22 protein-coding genes and 4 tRNA genes are annotated in these 24,919 nt (G+C 59.4%); 18 read left to right on the top strand and 8 right to left on the bottom strand.

Annotated features, from left to right (window positions below):
• The first annotated feature begins 308 nt into the window (after positions 1–308).
• The 12 genes from RCH06_RS09020 (at position 309) to RCH06_RS08965 (ending at position 10,234) form a co-directional block, all read left to right on the top strand.
• Positions 309–1,034: a Crp/Fnr family transcriptional regulator gene (locus tag RCH06_RS09020; RefSeq protein ID WP_327081120.1), complete on the top strand. Its 726-nt coding sequence runs from the start codon at positions 309–311 to the stop codon at positions 1,032–1,034.
• 24 nt (positions 1,035–1,058) lie between these two features.
• Positions 1,059–2,150 (top strand): phosphotransferase family protein, encoded by a 1,092-nt coding sequence (locus RCH06_RS09015; protein ID WP_327081119.1) that lies wholly within the window; start codon positions 1,059–1,061, stop codon positions 2,148–2,150.
• 56 nt (positions 2,151–2,206) lie between these two features.
• Positions 2,207–3,466, top strand: a complete 1,260-nt coding sequence (locus tag RCH06_RS09010; protein ID WP_327081118.1) for an acyl-CoA dehydrogenase family protein — start codon at positions 2,207–2,209, stop codon at positions 3,464–3,466.
• A 181-nt stretch (positions 3,467–3,647) separates the two neighbouring features.
• Complete coding sequence (locus RCH06_RS09005; RefSeq protein WP_327081117.1) at positions 3,648–4,352, top strand: glutathione binding-like protein; 705 nt, start codon at positions 3,648–3,650, stop codon at positions 4,350–4,352.
• Positions 4,353–4,441: 89 nt separating this feature from the next.
• A tRNA-Pro gene (locus tag RCH06_RS09000) sits at positions 4,442–4,518 on the top strand.
• 42 nt (positions 4,519–4,560) lie between these two features.
• Positions 4,561–4,637: transfer RNA gene (locus tag RCH06_RS08995), tRNA-Arg, on the top strand.
• Between the two features lie 155 nt (positions 4,638–4,792).
• Positions 4,793–5,266 (top strand): flavodoxin domain-containing protein, encoded by a 474-nt coding sequence (locus RCH06_RS08990; RefSeq protein ID WP_327081116.1) that lies wholly within the window; start codon positions 4,793–4,795, stop codon positions 5,264–5,266.
• Positions 5,267–5,535: 269 nt separating this feature from the next.
• On the top strand, positions 5,536–6,723 hold the full coding sequence (locus tag RCH06_RS08985) for an ABC transporter substrate-binding protein (protein ID WP_327081115.1): 1,188 nt from the start codon (positions 5,536–5,538) through the stop codon (positions 6,721–6,723).
• 124 nt (positions 6,724–6,847) lie between these two features.
• The gene (locus RCH06_RS08980) at positions 6,848–7,711 is read left to right on the top strand and encodes a branched-chain amino acid ABC transporter permease (protein ID WP_327081114.1); all 864 of its coding nucleotides are present in this window, start codon (positions 6,848–6,850) and stop codon (positions 7,709–7,711) included.
• The gene (locus RCH06_RS08975; protein WP_327081113.1) at positions 7,708–8,757 is read left to right on the top strand and encodes a branched-chain amino acid ABC transporter permease; all 1,050 of its coding nucleotides are present in this window, start codon (positions 7,708–7,710) and stop codon (positions 8,755–8,757) included. The genes RCH06_RS08980 and RCH06_RS08975 overlap by 4 nt, the downstream gene beginning before the upstream one ends.
• Positions 8,754–9,518, top strand: coding sequence for an ABC transporter ATP-binding protein (locus RCH06_RS08970; protein ID WP_327081112.1), 765 nt, complete (start codon positions 8,754–8,756; stop codon positions 9,516–9,518). The genes RCH06_RS08975 and RCH06_RS08970 overlap by 4 nt, the downstream gene beginning before the upstream one ends.
• Positions 9,515–10,234, top strand: a complete 720-nt coding sequence (locus RCH06_RS08965; RefSeq protein ID WP_327081111.1) for an ABC transporter ATP-binding protein — start codon at positions 9,515–9,517, stop codon at positions 10,232–10,234. Before RCH06_RS08970 ends, RCH06_RS08965 begins: the two co-directional genes overlap by 4 nt.
• A gap of 325 nt (positions 10,235–10,559) precedes the next feature.
• Here the strand turns inward: RCH06_RS08965 and dinG are convergent, their stop codons facing one another.
• The gene (gene dinG / locus RCH06_RS08960; RefSeq protein WP_327081110.1) at positions 10,560–12,737 is read right to left on the bottom strand and encodes an ATP-dependent DNA helicase DinG; all 2,178 of its coding nucleotides are present in this window, start codon (positions 12,735–12,737) and stop codon (positions 10,560–10,562) included.
• A gap of 322 nt (positions 12,738–13,059) precedes the next feature.
• Between dinG and RCH06_RS08955 the strand changes: the two genes are divergently transcribed.
• On the top strand, positions 13,060–13,941 hold the full coding sequence (locus tag RCH06_RS08955; RefSeq protein ID WP_327081109.1) for a CoA transferase: 882 nt from the start codon (positions 13,060–13,062) through the stop codon (positions 13,939–13,941).
• A 71-nt stretch (positions 13,942–14,012) separates the two neighbouring features.
• On the opposite strand, the gene RCH06_RS08950 is transcribed toward RCH06_RS08955, so the two are convergent.
• Positions 14,013–16,085, bottom strand: a complete 2,073-nt coding sequence (locus RCH06_RS08950) for a penicillin-binding protein 1A (protein ID WP_327081108.1) — start codon at positions 16,083–16,085, stop codon at positions 14,013–14,015.
• Between the two features lie 312 nt (positions 16,086–16,397).
• Between RCH06_RS08950 and RCH06_RS08945 the strand changes: the two genes are divergently transcribed.
• Positions 16,398–16,760: an IS1 family transposase gene (locus RCH06_RS08945; protein WP_327081107.1), complete on the top strand. Its 363-nt coding sequence runs from the start codon at positions 16,398–16,400 to the stop codon at positions 16,758–16,760.
• Positions 16,709–17,143: an IS1 family transposase gene (locus RCH06_RS17890; protein ID WP_442799628.1), complete on the top strand. Its 435-nt coding sequence runs from the start codon at positions 16,709–16,711 to the stop codon at positions 17,141–17,143. Before RCH06_RS08945 ends, RCH06_RS17890 begins: the two co-directional genes overlap by 52 nt.
• A gap of 96 nt (positions 17,144–17,239) precedes the next feature.
• On the opposite strand, the gene RCH06_RS08940 is transcribed toward RCH06_RS17890, so the two are convergent.
• The gene (locus tag RCH06_RS08940) at positions 17,240–18,427 is read right to left on the bottom strand and encodes an aminotransferase-like domain-containing protein (RefSeq protein WP_327081235.1); all 1,188 of its coding nucleotides are present in this window, start codon (positions 18,425–18,427) and stop codon (positions 17,240–17,242) included.
• A 144-nt stretch (positions 18,428–18,571) separates the two neighbouring features.
• On the opposite strand from RCH06_RS08940, the gene nth reads away from it, so the two are divergent.
• Positions 18,572–19,216, top strand: a complete 645-nt coding sequence (gene nth, locus RCH06_RS08935) for an endonuclease III (RefSeq protein ID WP_327081106.1) — start codon at positions 18,572–18,574, stop codon at positions 19,214–19,216.
• A gap of 164 nt (positions 19,217–19,380) precedes the next feature.
• Here nth and RCH06_RS08930 read toward each other — a convergent pair whose 3' ends face one another.
• Positions 19,381–20,175, bottom strand: coding sequence for an NYN domain-containing protein (locus RCH06_RS08930; RefSeq protein ID WP_327081105.1), 795 nt, complete (start codon positions 20,173–20,175; stop codon positions 19,381–19,383).
• A gap of 170 nt (positions 20,176–20,345) precedes the next feature.
• On the opposite strand from RCH06_RS08930, the gene RCH06_RS08925 reads away from it, so the two are divergent.
• Both RCH06_RS08925 and RCH06_RS08920 read left to right on the top strand, forming a co-directional pair.
• Positions 20,346–21,245 carry a dienelactone hydrolase family protein gene (locus RCH06_RS08925; RefSeq protein ID WP_327081104.1) on the top strand — a complete coding sequence of 300 codons (900 nt, stop codon included), beginning with the start codon at positions 20,346–20,348 and terminating at the stop codon, positions 21,243–21,245.
• Between the two features lie 170 nt (positions 21,246–21,415).
• Positions 21,416–21,505, top strand: a tRNA-Ser gene (locus RCH06_RS08920).
• A 293-nt stretch (positions 21,506–21,798) separates the two neighbouring features.
• Here RCH06_RS08920 and RCH06_RS08915 read toward each other — a convergent pair.
• From RCH06_RS08915 to hscA, 4 genes are all read right to left on the bottom strand, one after another.
• A tRNA-Val gene (locus RCH06_RS08915) sits at positions 21,799–21,873 on the bottom strand.
• 31 nt (positions 21,874–21,904) lie between these two features.
• A complete protein-coding gene (gene dnaQ / locus RCH06_RS08910) occupies positions 21,905–22,627 on the bottom strand; it encodes a DNA polymerase III subunit epsilon (RefSeq protein ID WP_327081103.1) in 723 nt (240 codons plus the stop codon).
• Between the two features lie 26 nt (positions 22,628–22,653).
• Positions 22,654–22,992 carry an ISC system 2Fe-2S type ferredoxin gene (fdx, locus tag RCH06_RS08905; RefSeq protein ID WP_327081102.1) on the bottom strand — a complete coding sequence of 113 codons (339 nt, stop codon included), beginning with the start codon at positions 22,990–22,992 and terminating at the stop codon, positions 22,654–22,656.
• Between the two features lie 38 nt (positions 22,993–23,030).
• Positions 23,031–24,893, bottom strand: a complete 1,863-nt coding sequence (gene hscA / locus RCH06_RS08900; RefSeq protein ID WP_327081101.1) for a Fe-S protein assembly chaperone HscA — start codon at positions 24,891–24,893, stop codon at positions 23,031–23,033.
• Positions 24,894–24,919 lie beyond the last annotated feature (26 nt).

The raw sequence follows: 24,919 nt of genomic DNA, 5'->3' as shown, positions 1-24,919 counted from the left end.
TTTTCGATTCCAAAAATTATCAGCGCCCGGTCAAGGTGCGCTCTTATTTTGATAGCTGTCTGCGCAAGTGGGCCGTGCACAAGCGCATGATTTGATGCTAAATTCATGCCTGTTTACCGTTTTTTAACCCTGCGCAGCCATGACATGCACCCGTCAGGCGCGGCGGGGCCGCTTTTGGCCATTTGACGCCGCTTTCGCCATCGGTTAAAAATTCACCGCGTGCGCGACACGCATGCGACAGTTGACCGCCTCAACGCAGGTCGCTAAAGCGACAATGCAAAACTTCTCAGTCACCGAAAAGACACACCATGGACGCTCCTATTCTTACCATAGACGAAAGAACGGCCATCAACAGCGGCCGCTGGTTTTCATCCCTTTCACCTTCCCTGAGGCATGACATTCTTCGATGTGCTTACGTCAAACGTTTCAAAGACGGCGACCTTATTGCGGCCCGGGGCGACCCGCCGGAAGAATGGATTGCCTGCGCCACGGGCGCGGTGCGCGTGAGCTCAACTTCACTCTCTGGCAAGCAGGTGACGCTGACTTACGTAGAGCCGGGCATCTGGTTTGGCGATGTGGCGATTTTCGACGGCGAACGGCGCACGCACGACGCTTATGCGCATGGCACCACCACCATGCTGTGCGTAGCGCGCGCCGATCTGCGCAAAATCCTGACCCAGCACGTCGAACTCTACGAAGCCCTGCTGCGCCTGCATGCACGGCGCATTCGGCAGTTGTTCGGTCTGGTGGAAGACCTCAACACCTTGCCGCTGCGCGCGCGCCTGGCCAAACAATTGCTGCATCTGGTGCGCAGCTACGGTGTGCCCAGTCTGTCCAACGGAAGCGACACCCGCATCAGCCTGCAACTGGCGCAAGAAGAACTGGCGCAGTTGTTGGGCGCGTCACGCCAGCGCGTCAACCAGGAACTCAAAGCCATGGAACGAGAAGAGGCGATTCGCATTGAGCCGGGCGGTCTGGTGGTGCGAAACCGTGAAACGCTCATGCGCATTTCAGAAGCGGATGCCGACAAATAACGAACGACAAGGAGACTGCAACGCATGAGCAATTTTGACCATTTCATCGGCACCCGCGCCGTCACCGACAGCCAGGCGTTTGATGCCGACGCCCTGAGCGCTTACCTAAAGGTGCATCTTGACGGCTTTGCCGGCCCCCTGAGCGTTGAGATTTTCAAGGGCGGCCAGTCCAACCCGACTTACAAGCTGATCACGCCCAGCGCGTCGTATGTGATGCGTGCCAAGCCCGGCCCGGTCGCCAAATTGTTGCCGTCAGCGCATGCCGTCGAGCGTGAATTCAAGGTCATGAAGGGCTTGCAGGGCACGGCGGTGCCGGTGCCAAAAATGTATTGCCTGTGCGAAGACGAATCGGTCATCGGACGCGCTTTTTATGTCATGGAATTTGTGGAAGGCCGCGTGCTATGGGACCAGGCCCTACCCGACTTGACAAATGCCCAGCGCGGCGAGATTTATGACGAAATGAACCGTGTCATCTCCGAGCTGCACAAGGTCAAGTTTGCAGAGCGCGGGCTGGCCGACTACGGCAAGCCGGGCAACTACTTCGAGCGCCAGATTGGCCGCTGGAGCAAGCAATACACCGCTTCCATCACCCAGCCCATCCCCGAAATGGACCAGCTGATGCAGTGGCTTCCCGCCCACATTCCGGCCAGCGCGCGCGACGAAAGCATGGTGTCCATCGTGCACGGCGACTTCCGGCTCGACAACCTGCTGTTTCACCCTACCGAGCCGCGCGTGCTGGCCGTGCTCGACTGGGAACTGTCCACGCTGGGCCATCCGCTGGCTGACTTCAGTTACCACTGCATGGCCTGGCACATTCCGCCGGGCGCGTTTCGCGGCATTGGCGGGCTCGATGTGTCTAGTCTGGGAATTCCTACAGAAGTAGATTACATCCGACGCTATTGCGAGCGTACCGGACTCACCACGCCCGAGGCGCTGAAAGCCGACTGGAACTTTTACCTGGCCTACAACCTGTTTCGCCTTGCCGCAATTTTGCAAGGCATTGCCAAGCGGGTCGAAGCCGGCACCGCGTCCAGCGCACAGGCCGTCAGCTCAGCAGCGGGTGCGCCCCTGCTGGCAAAAATGGCCTGGGACTTTGCGCTTAAAGCGCAGGCTTGAGCCGCTAATTCGCCATCCGTTTTCCGACCGCATCCTTTTCACTTCAGGAGATTTTCATGGACTTCGACTACACCCCCAAAGTACAGGAACTGCAGGCACGCCTGCTGAAGTTCATGGATGAGCATATCTACCCGAACGAAGCACGGTTTTTCCGGGAAATTGCCGAAAACCGGGCTAATGGCAATGCCTGGATTCCCACTACGCTGATTGAAGAGCTCAAGCCCAAGGCGCGCGCTGCCGGTTTATGGAACCTGTTTTTGCCGCATTCACCGCGCGCCCCTGAAGGCCTGTCCAACCTCGAATACGCACCGCTGTGCGAGATCATGGGCCGCGTCCCGTTTGCCGCCGAAGTCTTCAACTGCTCTGCGCCCGACACCGGCAACATGGAAACCATCGCCCGCTACGGCTCCGAAGCCAACAAAGACGAATGGCTGGACCCGCTCCTCAAGGGCGAAATTCGATCGGCCTTCCTGATGACCGAGCCTGAAGTCGCCTCTTCGGACGCCACCAACGTGCAGTGCCGCATCGAACGCGACGGCGACGACTACGTGATCAACGGCCTCAAATGGTGGTCGTCGGGTGCTGGCGACCCGCGCTGCGCGGTGTACATCGTGATGGGCAAAACCGACCCTGAAGCCGGCCGCCACGAGCAGCAGTCGATGATCCTGGTGCCCGCCAATTCACCCGGCGTGACCGTGATCCGGCCCTTGAGTGTTTTCGGCTACGACGACGCACCGCACGGCCACATGGAAGTTCGGCTGACCAATGTACGGGTTCCCGCCGCCAATTTGCTGCTGGGCGAAGGGCGTGGCTTTGAAATTGCCCAGGGTCGCCTTGGCCCCGGACGCATTCACCACTGCATGCGCAGCATCGGCATTGCCGAGCGCGCGCTGGAATTGATGTGCAAGCGCCTCAACACCCGCATCGCCTTTGGCAAGCCGATTGCCCGCCAGTCGGTGTGGAGCGAACGCATTGCCGAGTCCCGCTGCATGATTGAGCAAGCTCGCCTGCTCACCCTGAATGCCGCCTACATGATGGACACCGTGGGCAACAAGGTGGCCAAGGCGCAAATTGCGATGATCAAGGTAGTCGCGCCCAGCATGGCCTGCCAGATCATCGACTGGGCCATTCAGGCGCACGGCGGCGGCGGCGTATCGGACGATTTCCCGCTGGCCTACGCCTATGCCAGCCAGCGCACGCTGCGCCTGGCCGACGGCCCGGACGAGGTGCATCGCGCTTCACTGGCCAAGCTGGAACTGGCCAAACACCTGACCATTCCGGGTCAAGTCGATATGCCGGTGACGCGCGGCTGCTAAGCTGAACTAACCTGGCACAGGGCGCAGTTTGCTATCTTATAAATAGCATCCTGCGCCCTTCCTGTATGCGCCAGCGGCATTAAACACTTTTTTTTAAGCACACACGGCAGCATGCAAGTCCGCACAAGGCGGAGTTTTGCCTTTTCTTTTAAAGTGGCTCCATATTGACGAAGGAAACCAAATGATCAACGTTTACTCCTGGCCTACGCCCAACGGCCACAAAGTCCACATCATGCTGGAGGAATGCGGTCTTCGACTGGGCCGTGACTGGCAGGTGTTTCCCATCAATATCGGCGCTGGCGACCAGTTTCAACCCGATTTCTTGGCCATCAGCCCCAACAACAAGATTCCAGCCCTGGTCGATCCGGTCGGCCCCGACGGCAAACCCATTTCCCTGTTTGAATCCGGCGCCATCCTGCTTTACCTGGCCGCTAAAACCGGCAAATTTCTGCCGAAAAGTGACCGGCTCAAATTCCAGGTGCTGCAATGGCTGATGTTCCAGATGGGCAGCGTCGGGCCGATGCTCGGGCAAACCCATCATTTCCGAAAATATGCGCCGGAAAAGATCGACTACGCCATCAACCGCTACACCAACGAAACCAGGCGTCTGTACGGTGTGATGGACAAACAGCTCGCCACCCACAAATACATCGCCTGCAATCAGTACACGGTGGCCGACATCGCGATTTATCCCTGGGTGCGAAGCTGGGAAGACCAGGGCATCGACTGGGCAGACTATCCGCACCTGAAAGCCTGGTTTGACCTGATCAGCGCGCGCCCGGCAGTCCAGCGCGGCGTTCAGGTGCTGGCGGAGCTGCGCAAGCCGATTCGTGACGAGAAAGAACGTGAAATTCTTTTTGGCGCAACGCAGTACCAAAAAAGATGAAGTCAAAAAGCATTAATTCCGAGCGCTGTCAAAAATCTTGTGCAGCACAGCAAGAATGCCAATCTTTCGTCATATAATAATCAACAAGGCGGAGTGTGGCGCAGCCTGGTAGCGCACCTGGTTTGGGACCAGGGGGTCCAAGGTTCGAATCCTTGTACTCCGACCATAATTAATTAAAAAAAGCTCACTAGGTGGGCTTTTTTTATATCTGCCCGTAGCTCAGTTGGATAGAGCATCAGCCTTCTAAGCTGAGGGTCGGGGGTTCGATCCCCTCCGGGCAGACCAAATCAGCCCTTCATACCGTCTCACAACACATCAGAACCCGCATGTTTACTCGCATGGCGGGTTTTTTGTTGTCTCCCTTCAATCAATGACGCCCGCTAGCCTTCGCGTTTTCACGCGTAGGGTGCGTATCCCTGTCTTCTTTTTTCAACCACCCCATGAAACTCAAAATACTTGTAGGCACGATGACCGGCACCGCCACCTTGGTCGCCCAAGCCATTCAGATGGAATGCGCCGGTCTGCTCAGCGCTATCGAGATCGAAGCCATGGATGATCTTGGCATCAGTGTGTTTGACACAGACAACCCGCAAGAGGTGATCTACCTGATTTGCACCTCGACCTACGGCGCAGGCGATGTACCCGACAACGCACAGGCCTTGTATCAATCGCTGGACACCGAGCCCCGCTATCTGGGCCATGTACGGTACGGCGTGATGGGGCTGGGCGACAACGGGACGCACCAGCAAACCTTCTGTTTTGGGGCAAAGAAATTTGATGAGCGCCTGCAGGATCTTGGCGCGCAGCGGCTCGGAGAACTCTGGTGCCACGATGCCAGCGCCGATAGCCTGCCCGAAGCCGCAGGCGCGCAGTGGAGCCGTCAGTGGCTGGAAGAAGTATTGCAGCGCAGCTAACGCTTTGGGGTCCACCGCTGGAATCAACGGGCAACGTTTCAACAAACCGACAAACAGGCGCACTTTCAAGCCCCTCTGCCAGCCAGCCAGATTCAGTGATCTCCGCCGCGCGCAGGCCATGAATGAACCTATTTGTATCGAATAAGCACAAATAAATTCTTTAGAAGTAAACAATTTAACCCTCAATCTCGGGTTTTACACTAGAAGCGCCAACAGAAAGCCGTTTTATTATTCGCAGATAACTGTCAATTTCAAAAAAGGAAATGTCCATGTCCACTCGTCGCCAGGTACTTGCCCGCAGTGCTGCTGTTATCGGTGCCGCCTCCAGCGGGCTGTTGTTGCCTGAAATGGTGCGCGCCCAAACAAGCAAGCTTCGCGTGGGATTTATGCTTCCTTACACCGGCACGTTCAGCCAGTTGGGTGTGGCGATTGAAAACGGCTTTCGCATGGCGATCAACGAACAAGGCGGCAGGCTCGGCGGACGCGAGATTGAATATTTCAAGGTGGACGACGAATCCGAGCCGTCCAAGGGCGTTGAAAACGCCAACAAACTGGTGCAGCGCGACAAGGTCGATGTACTGGTCGGCACGGTGCATTCGGGTGTGCAGATGGGCATCCAGAAAGTCGCTCGCGACAGCGGCGTTCTGTGCCTGATTCCGAATGCCGGCGTGCATGCCGCCACGCGCGCGCTGTGTGCGCCCAACGTGTTTCGCACCTCCTTCAGCAATTCCCAGCCGACGCGCGCTTTGGGCCAGGCGATGGTCGCCAGAGGCCACAAGAAGGCTGTCTGGATCACCTGGAAATACGCCGCCGGCGACGAAGCGTTTGAAGGCTTCAAGGAAAGCTACACAGCAGCGGGCGGCACCATCATCAAGGAGCTCGGCCTGCCCTTCCCCAACGTTGAATTTCAGGCCCTGCTGACTGAAATTGCCGCGCTGAAACCCGATGCGGTGGCTTGCTTTTTTGCCGGCGGGGGCGCGGCCAAGTTCATCCGCGACTACGCTGCCGCAGGCCTGCAAGGGAAGATTCCACTTTATGGCTCGGGCTTCCTGACGGAAGGTGTGCTTGAAGCCGCCGGGCCGGCCGCAGAAGGCATCGTCACCACCATGCATTACAGCGACTCACTCGACACGCCGCGCAACAAGAAATTCCGCCTCGACTACGTCAAAGCCTACCGCACCCAGCCTGACGTGTATGCGATGCAAGGCTACGACACCGGCTTGCTGCTGATTCAGGGGGCGAATGCCGTGAAGGGCGACCTGAACAGCAAACCCGCCCTGTACAAAGCCTTGGAAGGCGCCACCATCGACAGCCCGCGCGGCAAGTGGACCATGAGCAAGGCGCACAACCCGGTGCAAGACATTTACCTGCGCGTGGTCGAAAAGAAGGAAAACAAGGTGATCGGCATCGCCGCCAAGGCACTGGCTGACTCCGGTGCCGGCTGCAAGATGGTCTGACGCTGACAGTCCTGCGTTGATGGGAGGTTTTTAAGCCTCCCATTTTTTTGTCAGCCTCACTTTTCTTGCGTTCACCCTGCGGGCCTTCAATGACACTGCCTTCGACAATCCGGGAAACACCCTGATGGATATCGCCACTTTTTTCATCCAGCTGCTCAACAGCGTTCAGTACGGTCTGCTGTTGTTCATGCTGGCTGCCGGCCTGACGCTCATTTTTGGCATCATGGGCGTCGTCAATCTGGCGCATGGCAGCTTTTACATGCTGGGTGCTTATTTGGCCTGGTCACTCAGCGCGCAATTGGGCAGCTTGATGCTGGCTATTGGGGTTGGCGTCGCGCTGTCGCTGGTGTTTGGGCTGGCACTTGAATGGCTGCTGTTTCGGCATTTTTACCAGCGTGACCACCTCGACCAGGTGCTGCTGACTTTTGGCCTGATCTACATTTTTGAAGAATTGCGCTCCATCTTTTGGGGCGACGATGTGCACGGCGTCGCGGTTCCAGACTTGCTCAGCGCCTCTATTGCACTGACCGACAACCTGTCATATCCGGTCTACCGCCTGTTTATGTCGGGCGTTTGCCTGGCTTTGGCGGCGGGTTTATATCTGCTGATTTCCAAAACCCGACTCGGCATGAAGATACGCGCCGGCGCCTTCAACCGCGACATGGCCGAGTCACTGGGCGTCAATATCAAGCTGATCCATGCTGTCGTGTTTGCACTCGGTGTCGGGCTGGCGGCGGTGGCCGGCATGGTGGCCGCGCCGGTGGCCAGCGTCTACCCCAACATGGGCTCGCAAGTGCTCATCATGTGTTTTGTGGTGGTGGTAATTGGCGGCATCGGGTCGGTGCGCGGTGCGCTGATTGCTGCCCTGCTGGTCGGCCTGGTCGACACCTTCGGCAAAGTGCTGCTGCCGCAGGTGGCCGGCATGCTGGTGTATATCTTGATGGCGGCGGTGCTGCTTTGGAAACCGGAAGGGTTGTTCAAACAATGAGCACGCCAAAACAAAACATGGAAATCCTGCCGCGCGGCGTGCAGATGACGCTGGGCCTCGGGCTGATCGCGCTGTGCGCGTTTCCGTTTACCAGCACCGACTACTACACCGAGATGATCACGCGCATGATGATCATGGCGATTTTTGCCATGAGCCTGGACTTGCTGCAAGGCGTGACCGGGCTGGTTTCTCTGGGCCATGCGGCCTACTTTGGTCTGGCCGGGTATGCGCTGGCTTTTTTGACGCCAGCGGGCGAGCCGGTCAGCCTGTGGTGGAGCTTGCCGGTGGCCGTGCTGGGCTCAGGGCTGGCGGCGCTGGTGATTGGATTTTTTGTCGTTCGCACCCACGGCATCTACTTCATCATGGTCACCATGGCTTTCGCGCAAATGGTGTTTTTCCTGTTTTTTGACAATAAGGTGCTGGGCGGCTCTGACGGGCTTTACATCAACTTCAAGCCCGACACGGCAGTGTTTGGCTGGGTGCCGTTTGACCTGGACAGCAAGCGCACGCTGTATTACTTCACGCTGGGCGCGATGCTGCTGGTCTATGCATTTTTGCGGCGGCTGCTCTGGAGCCCGTTTGGCCGGGCGCTGGCGGGCATTCGTGTCAACGAACACCGCATGCGGGCGATGGGTTTTGCCACCTTTGGCTACAAGCTCGCCGCTTTCACGCTGGCCGGCGCTCTAGCCGGTCTGGCGGGCTACCTCTGGGGCATCCAGACGGGTTACATCAACCCCGAACTCATGGGGTTTCAGATGAGCGCACACACCATCATGATGGTGGTGCTGGGTGGCATGGGCAATTTTGCCGGTGCGATTGTCGGCGCGTTCACCTTTGAATACCTGCTGCATGTCTTCAAGGACTTGCCGCAGGTCGGCAGCGTCAACCTGGGCAAACACTGGCAGCTCTGGATGGGCCTGTTCATCGTGCTGCTGATCACTTTCGCGCCACGCGGCGTGCTGGGCCTGGCCAGCCGGCTCGGCAAGTCCAGGCCGTCCAGCGCCAATGACACGAACACCCACACTGACAAGGAGGACGCGTCATGAACGACGTTCTCTTGAGCGCCAAAAACCTCACCAAACGCTTCGGCGGCCTGGCTGCGGTCAACGATGTGTCGGTCGATCTCTGGCGCGGCCGCATCCATGCCGTGATTGGCCCGAATGGGGCCGGCAAGTCCACGCTGACCAATTTGCTGTCGGGCGATTTGCCGCTCACCTCGGGTTCCGTGCAGTTGGGCGACAAAGACGTGACCGGCTGGCGTCCCGAAAAAATCTCTGCGCAAGGCCTGGGCCGCAGCTACCAGAAAACCAATATATTTTTACCCTTCACGGTCTGGGAAAACGTCCGGCTGGCGGCACAGTCCCGCGCGCCGCACGCGGCCAGCTGGCTCAGTCGCGCTATAAAATACAGAGCAATCAACGACCGTGCAGAAAGCGCTATCGCCCTTTCTGGCTTGAAAAACCGGAAAAACAGCATTGCCGGCACCATCAGCCACGGCGAACAGCGCCAGCTTGAAATCGCCATGACGCTGGCGACCGGGCCGCAGGTGCTGCTGCTCGACGAACCGCTGGCCGGTATGGGTGCCGTAGAAGCCGAACGCATGGTCAGCTTGCTGCAAAGCCTGAAAAAAGACCACGGCATCTTGCTGGTCGAACACGACATGGATGCCGTTTTTGCGCTCGCCGACCAGCTCACGGTGATGGTCAACGGCCAGGTCATTGCCAGCGGTACGCCCGCTGAAATCCGGCTTGACGCTAGCGTACAAGCGGCTTATCTGGGCGAAGACATCGGGGAAGAAAGCGTATGAAGCCTCAAGACCTGCTGATCCATGCGCAAAAGATCAACACCTACTACGGTGCCAGCCATATTTTGCGCGACCTCAGCTTTAGCGTGGCACGCGGCGAAACCATCGGCCTGATGGGCCGCAACGGCATGGGCAAGAGCACGCTGCTCAAAAGCATCATGGGCCTGGTCAAGCCGCGTTCCGGTTCGGTCGAGATTGCCGGCCAGCCGATGACGGGGCGCGCACCGTATGAAATCGCCCGGCTCGGCATCGCCTACGTGCCCGAAGGCCGGGGTATTTTTGGCAACCTGAGCGTCGTCGAAAACCTGAAAATGGCCGCACGCGCCGGCACGCGGGGCCAGCGTGACTGGACGTATGACCGCGTGCTCGACACCTTTCCGCGCCTGAAGGAGCGCCTGAGCCACGGCGGCCAGCAGCTCAGCGGCGGGGAGCAGCAAATGCTGACCATCGGGCGCGCGCTCATGACCAATCCCGACGTGCTAATCCTGGACGAAGCCACCGAAGGCCTGGCGCCGCTGATTGCCCGCGACATCTGGCGCATTTGCCGGCTGGTGCGCGAAACCGGCATCAGCAGCGTGATAGTGGACAAAAACTGGAAGCACGTCAGCCAGATCACCGACCGCAACGTGATTCTGGTCAAGGGCGAAGTGGTGTTTGAAGGCAGCTCGGACACGCTGCATGCGCAGCCCGAACTGCTGCAGCAATACTTGGGCGTCTAAAGCACCAAGCGTTAAATCCGTTTGATTAGTCCATCGCGGCAAGCAAAGCGCCAAGGCTTTTTTACTATTAAATAAATAGCTGTCAGCGCACGTACAGCCTGCACAACAGGCACTTTTTACCTGATTAGATACATGCATCAGACACTGCAAACCGTCATTCCCGCGAAGGCGGGAATCCAGCCGGAGTTGGGCATCGAACACTGGATTCCCGCCTTCGCGGGAATGACAGAGGGAAAAAACGTCTGAGGGAAGTAGCTAATCAGGACTTTTTATGCTTAAAAGGCATTTTTCAATCGCTTGGAGCCCGGTTGGCGCGCCGGTTTCCTCAGGGCGGCGTCACCACGCCTGCTGCACTGCGGCGCTGCTGCAAAAACGGCGGCAGCCCCTGCAGCAAACGCTTGCCGTAACTGGTGTTGACCAGCCGGCGGTCATAGCAATAGACAAACGCCCGGTCGGTTTCAAGCCGTATCGCCCGACCCGCCCATTGCGCCAGCCGGATCGCAGTGGCCGGCACCACCAGTTCACTGAACGGATCGCGCCCCACCGAGCGCAGCCATTCGGCCCGCGCCTCGCCGACCGGGTCGTCTGGCGGCGCAAACGGCAGCTTGGCGATGAACACGCTTTCGCACAGCTGCCCCGGCAAGTCCAGCCCCTCGCCAAACGACTGCATGCCGAAGATGACCGATGCGCCGCCGGCCTCGACGCGTTCGCGGTGGCGCTGCAGCAGCACGGTGCGCGGCAATTCGCCCTGCACCAGCACCGTGCCGCGCAGCGTGCCGTCCAGCGCGGCAACCGCCTGGCGCATCTGCTCGCGCGACGTGAACAGGCACAGCGCGCCGTGTTCGACCTGCGCCACATCCCCCAGCAGGCACTGCACCATTTCAACCGTGAAGGCTTCGGCCTGCTTGGGGTCTGCCCGGGTTTCGACGGTCACGAAACGGCCCTGGCTGGCGTAGTCAAACGGGCTGGCGACTTCCAGCGCCGTGACGGCCTCGTCATTTTGCAAACCCGACTCGCGCAGGTAAAAGTCAAACTGGCCGCAACTGGTCAAGGTGGCCGACGTGACGACCGCCGCGCGCACGCGCGACCAGAAATTGTTGCGCAGCGTGGTGCCCGGCAAAATCGGGCTGGCATGCGCCTTGATGACCACCATGCCGCTGTCCATGCCGCCGTCGCTGGTTTCAAAGGTGAACCATTTGGCCACTGGCACGCTGTCTTGTTCGGTTTCGGCGGATTTCAGCAGCAACTCGGTCGTGGCCTGCATTTTTTCCAGCCGGGGCGACAGCATGCCGAGCTGCGCATACAAAATCGACAGCCGGCGCGCCTCGTCGGGCTGGTCGCGCATGGCGGTGCGCAGGGCCTTGGCAATCTCGTTCAGCAGCGCCAGAAAACTATCGGCCAGCACGCTGAGCAAACGCAGCGGCTCGTCCAGCGCCTCCGGCAAGTGGCCGCGCGGCAGACGAAAACGCACCGGCCCGTGCGCCGAGCGCGAATTTTTAAACTCCTGGCCGTGCATGTCCATCAGCAAACGGCTCAAGTCCACCATGCCCTGGCGCAACTGGGCGGCCAGGCGCGGCGCGTCTGACGCTTCAGACACATTCATCAGCCCGCCGGTGCGCCGCGCCCGGGTGGCCAGCGTTTCCAGCCAGAGCGTGCGGCTCAAATCCATCGACGCCGCGAAATGGTCAAGCGCCACGACAGGCAGGTGATGGCCTTCATCAAGCACCAAGAGGCAGTTGTCCAGCTCGGGCAACATGCGCGAACCCAGCGACGACATCAGCAAATCGTGGTTCACCACAATCACCTGCGCGCCGACCAGTTCCTTGCGCTTTTCAAAATAGCTGCACTGGTTGTAGACCGGGCAATGCTTGCTGGTACACGAGCTGGCCTCGGCGGCCACCGGCGACCAGAAGTCGGACTCGGGCGGCTGGGCCAGGTTGTCACGGTCGCCGTCCCAGGCGCCGCTGGCCAGGTCGCGTACCAAGGACGCATAAAACGTGCTGCGCGCCTGCATCACGTGCAGCGGCGCGGCGGCGAGTTCGTCGGTGAACAAATCGTCGTCTTCGCCCTCGTCTGCCGTGCCGGCGTGGCGCGACAGCTTGAGCTTGCAAACATAGCGCCCGCGTCCCTTGGCCAGGCCAAAGCGGAAATCCTGCGGCAAGATGGCGGCCAGCGCGGGCAAGTCCTTGTTGACGAGTTGCTCTTGCAAGGCCACGGTGGCGGTCGAAATCATCACGCGGGTGTTGCGCGCCAGGGCGGCGGCAATGGCCGGCGCGCAATACGCCAGCGACTTGCCAACGCCGGTGCCGGCCTGAATCACGGCAATGGCACGAATCGGTTCATCGCCGCCCTCTTCGATTTTGCCGAGGGTGGCAAGGCTGAAAATCTGGGCGACTTTTTCGGCCATCAGGCGCTGGCCGGGGCGGTCGCGAAAGGAGCCAGAAGCGTTCACGGCATGGTCAAAGGCGTCCAGCGCCAGCCGGGAAATGTCGTCAGGGAGCATTAAAAAAAGAGGTTGGAAGCAGCGAAAACTGCTTGGCCGATGAGTTTACCCCGCCGGTTTTTTCAGCCCTGCAGTCAGGCTATTGGGGCGACTCACAGCAGCGGCAGCAGTTCACGCCGCAAGGTGTCGGCTGTCATGCGCTGCGAAAAAGACGGCCAGAGGCATGAAATTGGGTGCGACTTTATCGCCGGCTGCGGCGGGTTCCCACAGATGACACTGTCGCCCGTTTTCAATGGCGCGCCGGGTTTTGCGGTAAATTGGGGGTCATTTCAACCGCTGGCGCTTATGCATCGGGCACAAGCAGCTCCTAATTAAATAGCAAATGACACACACTCCCGCTTTGCCCTTCCAGCCCCTTCAGGGCGTCCGCATCCTGAGCCTGGCACTCAACCTGCCCGGCCCGGCCGCGCTGATGCGCCTGCGCCAGATGGGCGCCACTTGCCTCAAGCTCGAACCACTCGGCGGCGACCCGATGGGCCACTACAACCCGGCGGCCTATGCGCAACTGCACGAGGGCATCGAGCTGCAAAAAGCAGACCTGAAAACCGCCCAAGGCCAAGAAGTTTTGCACCGCGCACTGGCCGAAACCGATGTGCTGCTGACCTCATTTCGCCCGTCGGCGTTCAAAAAGCTGGGCATTGCCTGGGATACGCTGCAGGCGCGCTACCCGGCCCTGTCGCAAGTCGCCATCGTCGGCAGCCCCGGCGAGCGCGCTGAAGAACCCGGCCACGACCTGACCTATCTGGCCGAAAACGGCCTGGTGCCGGGCATGGAACTGCCCGCCACGTTGTATGCCGACATGGGCGGCTCGCTGATGGCGACCGAAGCCGTGCTGCAGGCCTGCATGCTGCGGCGCAGCGCAGAAAGCAAAGGCGTGTTCATTGAAGTCGCCCTGTCAGTGGCCGCCGGTTACCTGGCGCTGCCCCGGCAATGGGGGCTGACGCAGCCGGGCGGCTGGATTGGCGGCGCGCATGCCGGTTATCGAGTCTACGCATGCAAAGATGGCCGCGTCGCGCTGGCCGCGCTGGAGCCGCATTTTGCAGCGGCGCTGTGTGCGGCGGCGGGCATGGCGGCGTCTGATATCAACACGCTGCTGGCCCCCGCCACGCGCCAGCACATCGCGGATTTCATGCTGACAAAAACGCGTCAGGAACTGGACACGCTGGCGCTGGAAAAAGACATTCCGCTGCACACGATGGCTTGACATGCGCTGGCGGCAAAGCGGCTGGCACGCGTGCTTCACCACCCCGGTCACCCGGCTTGCGCTGAACGCGCTTACTGCAGCTGCTTCAAAATCCGGCCAAATATGCCGTTCACGATTTGTGACAGCGGATCATTGCGGCGCTGCTGCTGCCGTTGATCCGGCGAAGGCGGTGGTGGCTGCGGGGGCGACGGACGGCTGCGCGGTATGTCAAATTCGGCGTTTTGGTCCAGCAAGCGGTTACGCAGCGCCTGCTGAAAAACATCGCCCACCATCGGCAGCGCACTGCGCGCGCCCTGCCCCCACGACCCCATCGTGACGCTGTTGTCGTTGAAGCCGACGCGGGCGCCGGCCACCAGTTGCGGATGCATCATGATGAACCAGCCGTCGGTGTTGTCCTGCGTGGTGCCGGTCTTGCCGGCCACGTCGGCGGTGATGCCGTAGCGCTGGCGAATGGCGCTGCCGGTGCCCTGGTCAATCACGCCGCGCATCACATTGACCAGCGTCAGCGTTTGCGCGCGCGGCATGGCCGGCACGCTTTCGGTGATGGGCGCAAAAGCTTCGAGCACCTGGCCCTCAGCGTTTTCGACCTGCGCCACCAGCACCGGCAGCTTGTAGTCCCCGCCATTGGCAATGGAGCTGTAAGCGGCGACCATTTCCAGCAGCGTGACCGGGCTGGTGCCCAGCGCCAGCGAAGGCACCAAGTCCAGCTTGCTCTGCCGTATACCCAGCGCCTGCGCCAGTTGCCCGACCTTTTCCGGCCCGACTTTTTGCATCAACTGGGCGGTGATGGTGTTTTTGGAATACACCAGACCGTCATACAAGGTGGTGGCAAGGCCGGTCGGCGGTGTCGCATCGCTGGGCGTCCACACGTCGCCGCTGTCAGAGGTGATGGCGACCGGCCGGTCAATCAAGGTGTCTGAGGGGCTCAATCCCTGCATGAACGCTGCGCCATACACAAAAGGCTTGAAGGTCGAACCCGGCTGGCGACGCGCCTGGCTGACATGGTCAAACTGTTCCTGCGCAAAGTCGCGGCTGCCGACCCAGGCCCGCACCGCGCCACTGCGCGGATCGACCGCCAGAAAACCGGCCTGCAGCACGGCCCTCTCCTGGCCCGCCTTGCGCTGGCCGTCGGCGAGCTTTTGCAGCTGGCCCAACTGCCGCGCCACGGCCTGATTGGCCAGCTTCTGGATGCTGGCGTCGAGCGTAGTGCGCACCCGCAGGCCATCAGAGTAAATGTTGTAGCCCTTGCCGTCGGCCCAGCCAATGAGCCATTTGCGCAGGTGCTGTGCCACGTGCGGCGCCATGCCGAGCGGCTCGACCTGGCGCTCAAAGTCCAGCTTCAGCGGCCGCTTGGTGAGCGCCTCCAGCCGGGCCGGGTCAAGCTTGCCGCGTTTGGCCATCTGCCCCAGCACCAGGTTGCGGCGCGCCTTGGCACGTTCCGGGTTTAGCACGGGGTTGTAGTAACTCGTGCCCTTGAGCATGCCGATCAGCGTGGCACTTTCCAGCACATCGAGCTTTTCGGCAGATTTGTCAAAGTAGGTGCGCGCCGCCATTTCAATGCCGAAAGCGTTGTACAAAAACGGCACAGTGTTGAGGTAGGTTTCCAGAATCTCATCCTTGGAATACACCGCCTCGATCTTCAGCGCGGTAATCGCCTCCTTGACCTTGCGCGTGATGGACGTGGCGCGGCCAATTTCCTCGGGGTACAGGTTGCGCGCCAGCTGCTGCGTGATGGTCGAGCCGCCCTGCAACTCGCCGGACAAGGTGCTGATCACCGCGCCTATCGTGCGCCGAAAGTCGATGCCGTGGTGTTCGTAGAAACGGTGGTCTTCGGTGGAAATCAAGGCATTGATGACATGCGGCGATATTTTTTCCAGCCCCACCCATTGCCGGTTGATGCGCTTGTATTCAGCCAGCACCGTGCCATTGGACGCCAGCAACACCGACGGCACCTCGGATTTGGCCTTGCGCAAGTCGCCAATACCGGGCGTGAAGGGAATCATCACCAGTACATACAGCAGCAACAGCACCGGAAGCAACAAAGCCGACCGCACCGGATAGCGTTTGATAAGGCCTACGAGGCGATGAAACTGCACGGCAGCAATGGTTTTAATGGCGGAAAGACGGGAAAGGACGGGAGACATGGGGGGAGAGTTTAAAGGCGCGCGCAGTGGGCAGCGCATTCGCCGGGCGATGGCCCGAAGCGGTCACCCGCCCAGCACTGCGATTGAAGTAAATTTGCTATTAAATAGAGAGCTGCTTGCGCCCGCCCTGCTTGCGCAAGCAGCCTGTTTAATGCATAAACCCGCCGCTAGCTCTGAAAAAACGCCTTTGCAGCACGCGCCGGCGTAGTCGGTTGGCCGATAACGCGGGAATTCACGCTCATTTCAAGCATAAAATCAGGGATTGCTAAAACTGTATTGCTAAAAATCATCAGTTGAGACAAGCTACTGGTCATGACATTGCAATGCCCACGCTGCCAAAGCGCACAAATGCGTAAATCGGGAATCAGCCGCCACGGCCACCAAAGATGGATGTGCAAGGCGTGCGGGCGCACCTTTGGTGACAAGAACCACCGGCGGATCGACAGCCAAACGCGTGATAAGGCGTTGGCGCTGTATGCCGAAGGGATGTCCGCGCGCGCCATTGAAAGGGTGGTGGGGGTGAGCCACAACTCGGTGCTGGGGTGGGTACGCAAGGAAGTCGAAGACTATGCGCTTAAGCCCCCGCCAGCAGCTGAGCAGCAAGTGGTCGAGATCGACGAGATGTGGAGTTACGTGGGCTCCAAAAAAAACCGATCTGGCTGTGGTGGGGGATAGAGCGAAGCACCCACCGGATCGTGGCTTGGGCACTGGGAGACCGGGGTACGGCCACGGCCCGGGTAATTGGCCAACAACTGACAAATGCACAGCACGTTCAGTACTGCACCGACCAGCACAAGCCTTACTGCGCCATTTTGCCCCGCATGCGGCACACGCAAAGCAAAGCCCATACGCACCACATTGAGAGCATGAACAACAAGCTTCGGTGTTACCTGGCGAGACTGCGCAGGAAGACGCATGCATACAGCAAGAGCGCCAAGGCGCTCTTGCATTCGATCCTGTTCGTATGGAAGCGCAAATTTGCCGCCCCGCTGCAGCCCCAAACTGGCTCTATTGTGAGCCCGAGGGTTTGGGATGACTCCATTAAAATACCAATTTAGCAATCCCTCAAATCAGCCGTTTGCGCAATAGCCACGGGCGCTATCAGCTATTTTTTAGATAGCAATATCTCTACCGCTCAAGCCGACACAACCGCTTTACAGAGCCTTTCCGAGCCGCGCGATGCCGTCCTCGATCTTTTTCACATCCGCCGTGGCAAAACTCAGCCGGAAAGTGGACATGTCCGGATTCGCCGCATAAAACGGTGCGCCGGGCACAAACGCTACGCCTTGCTCAATGGCTTTTTTGGCGAATTCACCGGCGTCTGTGGTTTTTCCGCCCTCACCGGTCAGATGCGCCCAGAAAAACAGCCCGCCCTGCGGCTGCTCGAAAGCCACCGCATCGCCCAGTTCGCGCTTCAACGCCGCACCCATGGCGACGGCGCGCTCGCCGTAGACCTTGCGCACATGGGCCAGTGTGGCCGGCATCCGACCCGCCTTCAGGTATTGCGCAGCGGTGGCCTGGGCAAAGGTGCTGGTGTGGGCGTCGCTGAACTGCTTGCACATCACCGCATTGGCCAGCAGCGCCGGCGGGGCAATCATCCAGCCGATACGCAGACCGGGCGACAGCACTTTGCTCAGTGAGCCGCAATGCGCCAGCAGTTCGCGGCTGCCGGGCACGCTGCCGCTCAAGGCCAATAACGACGGCGGCGGCGCTTCGCCAAAGTACAGGTCGCCGTACGGGTCGTCTTCCACGATCAGCGTCTGGTGCTTCACGGCCATTTCCAGCACCTGCCGACGACGCTCTAAGCTAAGCAGCGCGCCGCTCGGGTTGCCGAAAGTGGGAATCAGGTAGACGAACTTGGGCTGGTGCTCGGCAATCAGTTGTTCGAGTTCCTCGGTTTTCACGCCGTGCGCGTCGGTCGGCGCGCTGATGACTTGCGCGCCGTACAGGCGAAAGCACTGGATGGTCGCCAGAAAGGTCGGGCCTTCGACAATCACCTTGTCGCCGGGCGAAATCATGGTCTTGCCAAGCAAGTCCAGCGCCTGCTGGCTGCCGGTGGTGACGATCAGCTCTTGCGGCGACACCGTAGCGCCCTTGCTGGCCATGAAGGCACTGAGTTGCTCGCGCAGCGGCTGGTAGCCTTCGGTCGCGCCGTATTGCAATGCAGCGCCCGGCTCTTCGTTCAGCGCCTTGCTGCTGGCGTCCTTGATGCCTTCAATATCAAACATCGCCGGATCTGGAAAGCCGCCGGCAAAGCTGATGATGCCGGGCTTGCCCAGCAGTTTGAAAAGCTCGCGAATGGCAGAGGTTTCGACGTTGTTCAGGCGGTCGGCAAATTGCAATGGCATGGTTCGGTCTTTGAATGAAATGTCGGTGAAGGTTTTGGGGAAACGCTGAAATTGACGGGCTTATAAAGCGTTGGCATGCATGGTACTGCGCTCAACGCTTTTTTAACGTCGCGCCCTGAGCGCCCTACACTTTGCGCCATGAAAACCAGAGACATCGAACCGTTTTTTGCCACGCTGAAAGCCGCCAATCCGCTGCCGGTGACCGAGCTGGAATACACCAGTGTGTTTGAGTTGCTCGCCGCCGTGCTGCTGTCGGCGCAGGCCACGGACGTGAGCGTGAACAAGGCCACGCGCCGGCTGTTTCCCGTCGCCAACACGCCGCAAGCCATGCTCGACTTGGGGCTGGAGCAGCTGGAGGGCTATATCAAGAGCATCGGCCTGTACCGCACCAAGGCCAAAAACCTGTTGGCGACCTGCGCGCTGTTGGTCGAGCAGCACGGCGGCCAGGTGCCGCGTACACGCGAAGCGCTGCAGACGCTGCCGGGCGTGGGCCGCAAGACGGCCAATGTGGTGCTGAACTCGGCGTTTGGCGAAGCCGTCATGGCCGTTGACACGCACATTTTTCGCGTCAGCAACCGCACCGGGCTGGCCCCGGGCAAGAACCCGCTGGAAGTCGAGCTCAAACTGATCAAGCGCATTCCGCCGGCTTATCTGGTCGATGCGCACCACTGGCTGATTTTGCATGGGCGCTATGTCTGCATTGCCCGCAAGCCGCTGTGCTGGCAATGTGCAGTCGCGCCGTATTGCGACTTCAAGCCCAAAACCGAAGCGCCACCCGCCTGAAGAACGCCCGCCCGGTTCACGCCCCGGGCAACTTCGCGCAAGAGCTATGAAATCAACGTTTTATAGTCAAAAAGGCTGCTTGCGCATGCTGCATAATCGCAAGCAGCTACTATTTTGATAGTGAATTCATCGCCCTCGTCAAGGCAAACCGCCAGGCCGCTGCCTCAGCGCAGGCGAACCATCAGCTCCGACGCGTCTTGCCGAACTTCCACCAGCGACTCGAAATCCTGCAGCATGGCCATGAAATTGGCAAAGCCGTGTTCCTTGGGGTCAAACGTCGAATCCAGACGCTTGATCATCTGCCAGAGGGCCGACTGACTCACCCACGCATCGCCTTGGTTGGCGGCCAGCAAGCGCGTCGCACGCCTGAAAATATCTTTGGCGGCATCGGACTGAAGTGACTGGGCGGGCGGGGTTCCGGGCACGTCCGGGTCTTGCACCAGATTGTCGTAATAGCGAAACTCGTGGCAGCTCTTGGCCCAGTGGCGGTTGGTGTTCTGGCGCGTGCCCACGCCCATCAGCGTGCGGCCTGCGGCCTTGACCTTTTGCGACAAGGGCATGAAATCGCTGTCGCCGCTGACGATGATGAGTGTGCCGATATGCGCAAAACGGCCCATGTCTTCCACCGCGTCCAGGCACAGCTTGATGTCAGCGCCGTTCTTGGCCGAGCCGCCCGGCGGAAACATCTGGATCAGCTCGACCCCGCTTTGCAGCAGCGCATCGCGGTAGCGGCTGAAATACTGCCAGTTGCAATAGGCGCGGTTGATGGCAATCGGCCCGAACGAGGCGGCCAGATCGACCACGGCCTGAATATCAATAAGCGGTTCCTGCACCCGAAAGCGGTTGTCCTGCTTGCTGTAAGCGCCTTCCTGGCGCGCCTCGCACAGGCTGGCGTGCAGGTTTTCAAAGTCCCAGTAAAGTGCAACCGAAGGGACGGGTTCGCTGGCGCTTGGGCGCATGAAGGCTCCTTGAGTGAAACGGCGATGCTAACGCGCCGGCACTATAGCCGACTGAACGCGGCCTGCACCCAACACGCGGGGCATACCCGGCTTGTTTTCTCACCTTAAATTTCAGTGCAAGACACGGCTTTTTCGGGCAGCGTATTCTGCTTTTTTTAAAGGAACGCCCCATGCCGCCACGCTTGAGTGCCCAAGATTTTGACCAGGAACTGCTGATTCTTTTTGATGCGTATGTCCACGGCAGCCTGGACCGGCGCGGCTTTCTGGCGCAGGCGCAAAAGTTCGCCAAAGTGGGCGTCACAGCCGCCGGCCTGCTGGCCGCGCTGAGCCCGAATTTTGCCGCCGGCCAGCAGGTTCCCAAAGACGATGCGCGCCTGAAAACCGAGCGGATCAGCTACCCTTCACCGGCAGGCAATGGCAGCGTCAACGGCTATCTGGCGCGTCCCGCGAGCGCTGGCGCCAACAAGTTGCCAGCCGTGCTGGTGATTCACGAAAACCGGGGCCTGAACCCGCATATCGAAGACATCGCACGCCGTCTGGCACTGGACGGTTTCATGGCCTTTGCGCCCGACGCGCTCACGCCGCTGGGCGGCTATCCGGGCGACGAAGACAAGGCCAGGGAACTGTTTGCCACGCTCAATCAAGCCAAGGCACTGGAAGATTTCGTAGCGGCCGCCGAGTGGCTCAATGCGCGCCCTGACGCCAGCGGCAAGCTCGGTGCGGTCGGTTTTTGCTACGGCGGCGGCATCGTCCACGTGCTGTCTAGCCGATTGCCCCAGCTCAATGCAGCGGTGCCTTTTTACGGCAATGTGCCCGCGCCCAGCGAAGCGGCCAAGGTCAAGGCCCCGCTGCTGATTCACCATGCCGCCGTCGACGAACGCATCAACGCCGCCTGGCCCGCCTATGCCGCCGCGTTAAAAACGGCGGGCGTGAAGTATGAAGAGCACCAGTATCCGGGCACACAACATGGCTTCAATAACGACACCACCCCGCGCTACGACGCCGCAGCCGCCAAACTGGCATGGGATCGCACCATCGCTTTCTTTAAAAGCCGGTTGCAGGCGGCTTGATAACGTGAATGGCGGATGGCCAGAGTGCGCGCATGTATACACAGCGCCTGCCTTGGCTTGAATTCATCAGGCTGACTCTGCAGCCGTAGAAATTTCAAATGCAATTGCCCCGAGTCTTTCACGTTAGCGGGTAAACCTGTGCGGTCGACTGCTATAATTTGTGGCTAAGCGGAAGGGTGGATGAGCGGTTTAAGTCACACGCCTGGAAAGCGTGCGTAGGGTTATACCTACCGCGGGTTCGAATCCCGCCTCTTCCGCCAGAAATTGATAAAAGCCCATGTAAATCATGGGCTTTTTTTCGTCTGCCTGTTTTGATTGTCAAATAATAAGGTCGTTGGCGCTGGCCGGAAATAGATCGGCTGCACCGATTTTCAGGTAGCCGGCTCAAGCATCTAAATTCGTCACGGCCTGCAACCCAAAAGGGTCAAAATTATTTTTTAATGCTTTGGATGCGATTTATCCCATAGCGCCCAAAAATGCGACATTTTTTATACAGCAGGCATAAAAAAAGGACTTGGCATTGAAGCTAAGTCCTTGATTTCATCGAATTTATTGGTGGGCGGTGCAAGTTTCGAACTTGCGACCCCTGCAGTGTGAATGCAGTGCTCTACCCCTGAGCTAACCGCCCTATCGGTCAGCTTTCAATTATATGCTGACTTTCAGGCTACCTTTTCAATTTCTCTGTTTTCAAGCCGCCACACCGTTTTCCCCCGACTGCTCTTGTCCAGCAAGGACAGCACTTTTTCATGCGCATCCCTTTCCTGCTCGCTGGCAATAAGCACAGGCAACTCAAATGTGCGCAAATCAACACTCACCTTTTTCTCGTCGCTCTGCACAGGACTGCCCACATCCATCATCAGACTGTTTTGTCCGCGTGTGAGATTGATGTACACATCAGCCAGCAGCTCTGCATCGAGCAAAGCGCCGTGCAAGGTACGGCCTGAATTGTCTACCTCCAGCCGGTCGCACAGCGCATTGAGCGAGTTTCTCTTGCCCGGAAACATCTCCTTGGCCATCATCAGGCTGTCGGTCACCTTGGCCACACACTGCCTGATAGGTGCCCTGCCGATGAGTTCAAGTTCCTTGTTCAGAAAACTCACGTCAAACGGCGCGTTGTGAATGATGACCTCGGCACCCTGCAGGTACTCCAGTAATTCGTCAACCACGGCTGAAAACTTGGGCTTGTCTTTCAGGAATTCATTGCTAATGCCGTGAACCTTGAGCGCATCCTCATGGCTGTCTCGGCCGGGATTCAGGTAAAAATGCTTGTTGTTGCCCGTCAGCTTTCGGCGCACCAGCTCAACGCAGCCGATTTCAATGATGCGGTCACCGTTTTCAGCAGACAGCCCCGTGGTTTCAGTATCCAGAACAATTTGACGCATGGTTTTGACTCTCTCTGGACACCCGCTTAGTGAAGTTCCTTGGCGTGGTTGATCGAGTATTTGGGAATCTCGACCGTCACATCGCTTTGCGCCAAAAAAGCCTGGCAGCTGAGGCGCGAGTTGGGCTCCAGCCCCCAGGCGCGATCCAGCAAATCTTCTTCGCTTTCATCGAGCTCGTTCAGGGATTTAAAACCTTCGCGCACGATGACATGGCAGGTCGTACAGGCGCAGCTCAGATCGCAGGCATGTTCAATGTTGATCTTGTTGTCAAGCATGGCCTCGCAAATGGAGGTTCCGGCCGGGGCGGTGATTTCAGCGCCTTCGGGGCAATATTCCGGATGGGGCAGTATTTTGATGATGGGCATGGTTTCGATCTGGACAGGTTGAAGAAAGAAGACGGCTTTCAGACCGACTCGATGTTTTTTCCGGCAAGGGCTTTCTGGATGCCCCGGTTCATGCGATGCGCGGCGAAAGCCTCGGTGCCTTTGGCCAATGTCTGCGTGGCCGCCTCAATGGCAGCGGCATCACCGTTTTTGCGCGCCTCAGACAAGTCAGCCATCAAATGATCAATTTGCGTCTGTTCGCTGGAACTGAGCAAATCTGCATCGGCAGCCAGCGCGCTTTGCGTGGCCAGGATCATGCGGTCGGCATCGACTTGCGCCTCGGCCAGTGCGCGCGAACGCATATCCTGCTGGGCAGTTGAAAAGCTCTCTTGCAGCATGCGGGCGATTTCCTCATCCGACAGGCCGTAGGAAGGCTTGACGTCAATGCGGGCTTCGACGCCGCTGAGTTGCTCTTTGGCATTGACGCTGAGCAGGCCATCGGCATCCACCGTAAACGTCACGCGGATACGCGCTGCACCCGCAACCATCGGCGGAATACCGCGCAACTCAAAGCGCGCCAGACTGCGGCAATCAGCCACCAAGTCTCGCTCGCCCTGCACAACATGCAGCGCCAATGCCGTCTGGCCGTCCTGGTAAGTGGTGAAATCTTGCGCCATCGCCGTGGGGATGGTCTGGTTGCGCGGCACGATGCGCTCAACCAGTCCACCCATGGTTTCAATGCCGAGTGAAAGCGGAATTACGTCCAGCAGCAGCAAATCGGCGCCGCTGTTATTGCCTGCCAGCTGGTTAGCGGAAATCGAAGCGCCGAGCGCCACCACTTCGTCCGGGTTGAGGTTGGTCAGCGGTTCACGCCCGAAGAAGCTGGCGACGGCTTTGCGTACCTGCGGCATACGCGTTGAGCCGCCGACCATCACGACGCCCTGAATCTCGTCCTTGCCCAGCGCGGCGTCACGCAACGCCTTGCGCACCGCCATCAGGGTGCGCTGCGTCAGGTGCGCGCAGGCCGTCTCGAAGTTTTCGCTCTTCATTTCAAAATTGATGGCCGCTTTGGTCAACTTCACCACAAACGGCACTGAAGGCGCTGCCGACAAGGCTTCCTTGCAGGCGCGCGCCGTTTTTTGCAATGCAGCCTTGTCTGACGCCGTCAATGTGTCGGCAGCCAGGCCGGCTTTGTCCAGCGCCCATTGGACAAGGGCACGGTCGTAGTCGTCGCCACCGAGCGCCGAATCGCCGCCCGTCGCGACGACTTCAAAAACGCCTTGCGACAAACGCAGGATGGAAATATCAAACGTGCCGCCTCCGAGGTCGTACACAGCATAGGTGCCCTCGCTCGCGTTATCCAGCCCATACGCAATAGCGGCCGCAGTCGGCTCATTGATGAGGCGCAGCACATTCAATCGCGCCAGTTGGGCCGCATCCTTGGTCGCCTGGCGCTGGGCGTCATCGAAATAGGCCGGCACCGTAATCACGGCGCCATAAATATCATCGTCAAACGTGTCTTCGGCACGCTGGCGCAGCAAGGCCAGAATTTCGGCACTGACTTCGACCGGACTTTTTTCGCCAGCAATGGTTTGCACCGTCACCATGCCGGGCTTGTCGATGAAGCGAAACGGCATCTGGTCGCGGTTGCCAATGTCGTTGATGCCCCGTCCCATCAGCCGCTTGGCTGATGAGATCGTGTTCAACGGGTCGTTGATCTGCGCTGCCAGCGCATCAAAGCCGATTTGCGTCCGCCCATCTTCAAGATAACGAACCACGCTGGGCAACAAGACGCGGCCCGCATCATCTGGCAGGCATTCAGGCGTGCCATTGCGCACACTGGCCACCAGTGAATGGGTGGTGCCCAAATCAATGCCAATCGCAATGCGCCGCTGGTGCGGGTCAGGCGTCTGGCCGGGTTCGGATAATTGCAGGAGTGCCATGGCGCTGTTCTTTTCTGATTTTTGGG

It is taken from the genome of Polaromonas sp. CG_9.5, from assembly GCF_035984465.1.
In the GTDB taxonomy this organism is placed as follows: Bacteria; Pseudomonadota; Gammaproteobacteria; order Burkholderiales; family Burkholderiaceae_C; genus Polaromonas.
Note: the sequence above shows the minus strand (reverse complement) of the source record. Positions and strands in the feature narration are given on the sequence as shown.

Bases quoted from the DNA above. Each gene is read 5' to 3' on its own strand.
- RCH06_RS09020 (WP_327081120.1), top strand. From the start codon at position 309: ATGGACGCTCCTATTCTTACCATAGACGAAAGAACGGCCATCAACAGC.
- RCH06_RS09015 (WP_327081119.1), top strand. From the start codon at position 1,059: ATGAGCAATTTTGACCATTTCATCGGCACCCGCGCCGTCACCGACAGC.
- RCH06_RS09010 (WP_327081118.1), top strand. From the start codon at position 2,207: ATGGACTTCGACTACACCCCCAAAGTACAGGAACTGCAGGCACGCCTG.
- RCH06_RS09005 (WP_327081117.1), top strand. From the start codon at position 3,648: ATGATCAACGTTTACTCCTGGCCTACGCCCAACGGCCACAAAGTCCAC.
- RCH06_RS08990 (WP_327081116.1), top strand. From the start codon at position 4,793: ATGAAACTCAAAATACTTGTAGGCACGATGACCGGCACCGCCACCTTG.
- RCH06_RS08985 (WP_327081115.1), top strand. From the start codon at position 5,536: ATGTCCACTCGTCGCCAGGTACTTGCCCGCAGTGCTGCTGTTATCGGT.
- RCH06_RS08980 (WP_327081114.1), top strand. From the start codon at position 6,848: ATGGATATCGCCACTTTTTTCATCCAGCTGCTCAACAGCGTTCAGTAC.
- RCH06_RS08975 (WP_327081113.1), top strand. From the start codon at position 7,708: ATGAGCACGCCAAAACAAAACATGGAAATCCTGCCGCGCGGCGTGCAG.
- RCH06_RS08970 (WP_327081112.1), top strand. From the start codon at position 8,754: ATGAACGACGTTCTCTTGAGCGCCAAAAACCTCACCAAACGCTTCGGC.
- RCH06_RS08965 (WP_327081111.1), top strand. From the start codon at position 9,515: ATGAAGCCTCAAGACCTGCTGATCCATGCGCAAAAGATCAACACCTAC.
- dinG (WP_327081110.1), bottom strand. From the start codon at position 12,737: ATGCTCCCTGACGACATTTCCCGGCTGGCGCTGGACGCCTTTGACCAT.
- RCH06_RS08955 (WP_327081109.1), top strand. From the start codon at position 13,060: ATGACACACACTCCCGCTTTGCCCTTCCAGCCCCTTCAGGGCGTCCGC.
- RCH06_RS08950 (WP_327081108.1), bottom strand. From the start codon at position 16,085: ATGTCTCCCGTCCTTTCCCGTCTTTCCGCCATTAAAACCATTGCTGCC.
- RCH06_RS08945 (WP_327081107.1), top strand. From the start codon at position 16,398: ATGACATTGCAATGCCCACGCTGCCAAAGCGCACAAATGCGTAAATCG.
- nth (WP_327081106.1), top strand. From the start codon at position 18,572: ATGAAAACCAGAGACATCGAACCGTTTTTTGCCACGCTGAAAGCCGCC.
- RCH06_RS08930 (WP_327081105.1), bottom strand. From the start codon at position 20,175: ATGCGCCCAAGCGCCAGCGAACCCGTCCCTTCGGTTGCACTTTACTGG.
- RCH06_RS08925 (WP_327081104.1), top strand. From the start codon at position 20,346: ATGCCGCCACGCTTGAGTGCCCAAGATTTTGACCAGGAACTGCTGATT.
- dnaQ (WP_327081103.1), bottom strand. From the start codon at position 22,627: ATGCGTCAAATTGTTCTGGATACTGAAACCACGGGGCTGTCTGCTGAA.
- fdx (WP_327081102.1), bottom strand. From the start codon at position 22,992: ATGCCCATCATCAAAATACTGCCCCATCCGGAATATTGCCCCGAAGGC.
- hscA (WP_327081101.1), bottom strand. From the start codon at position 24,893: ATGGCACTCCTGCAATTATCCGAACCCGGCCAGACGCCTGACCCGCAC.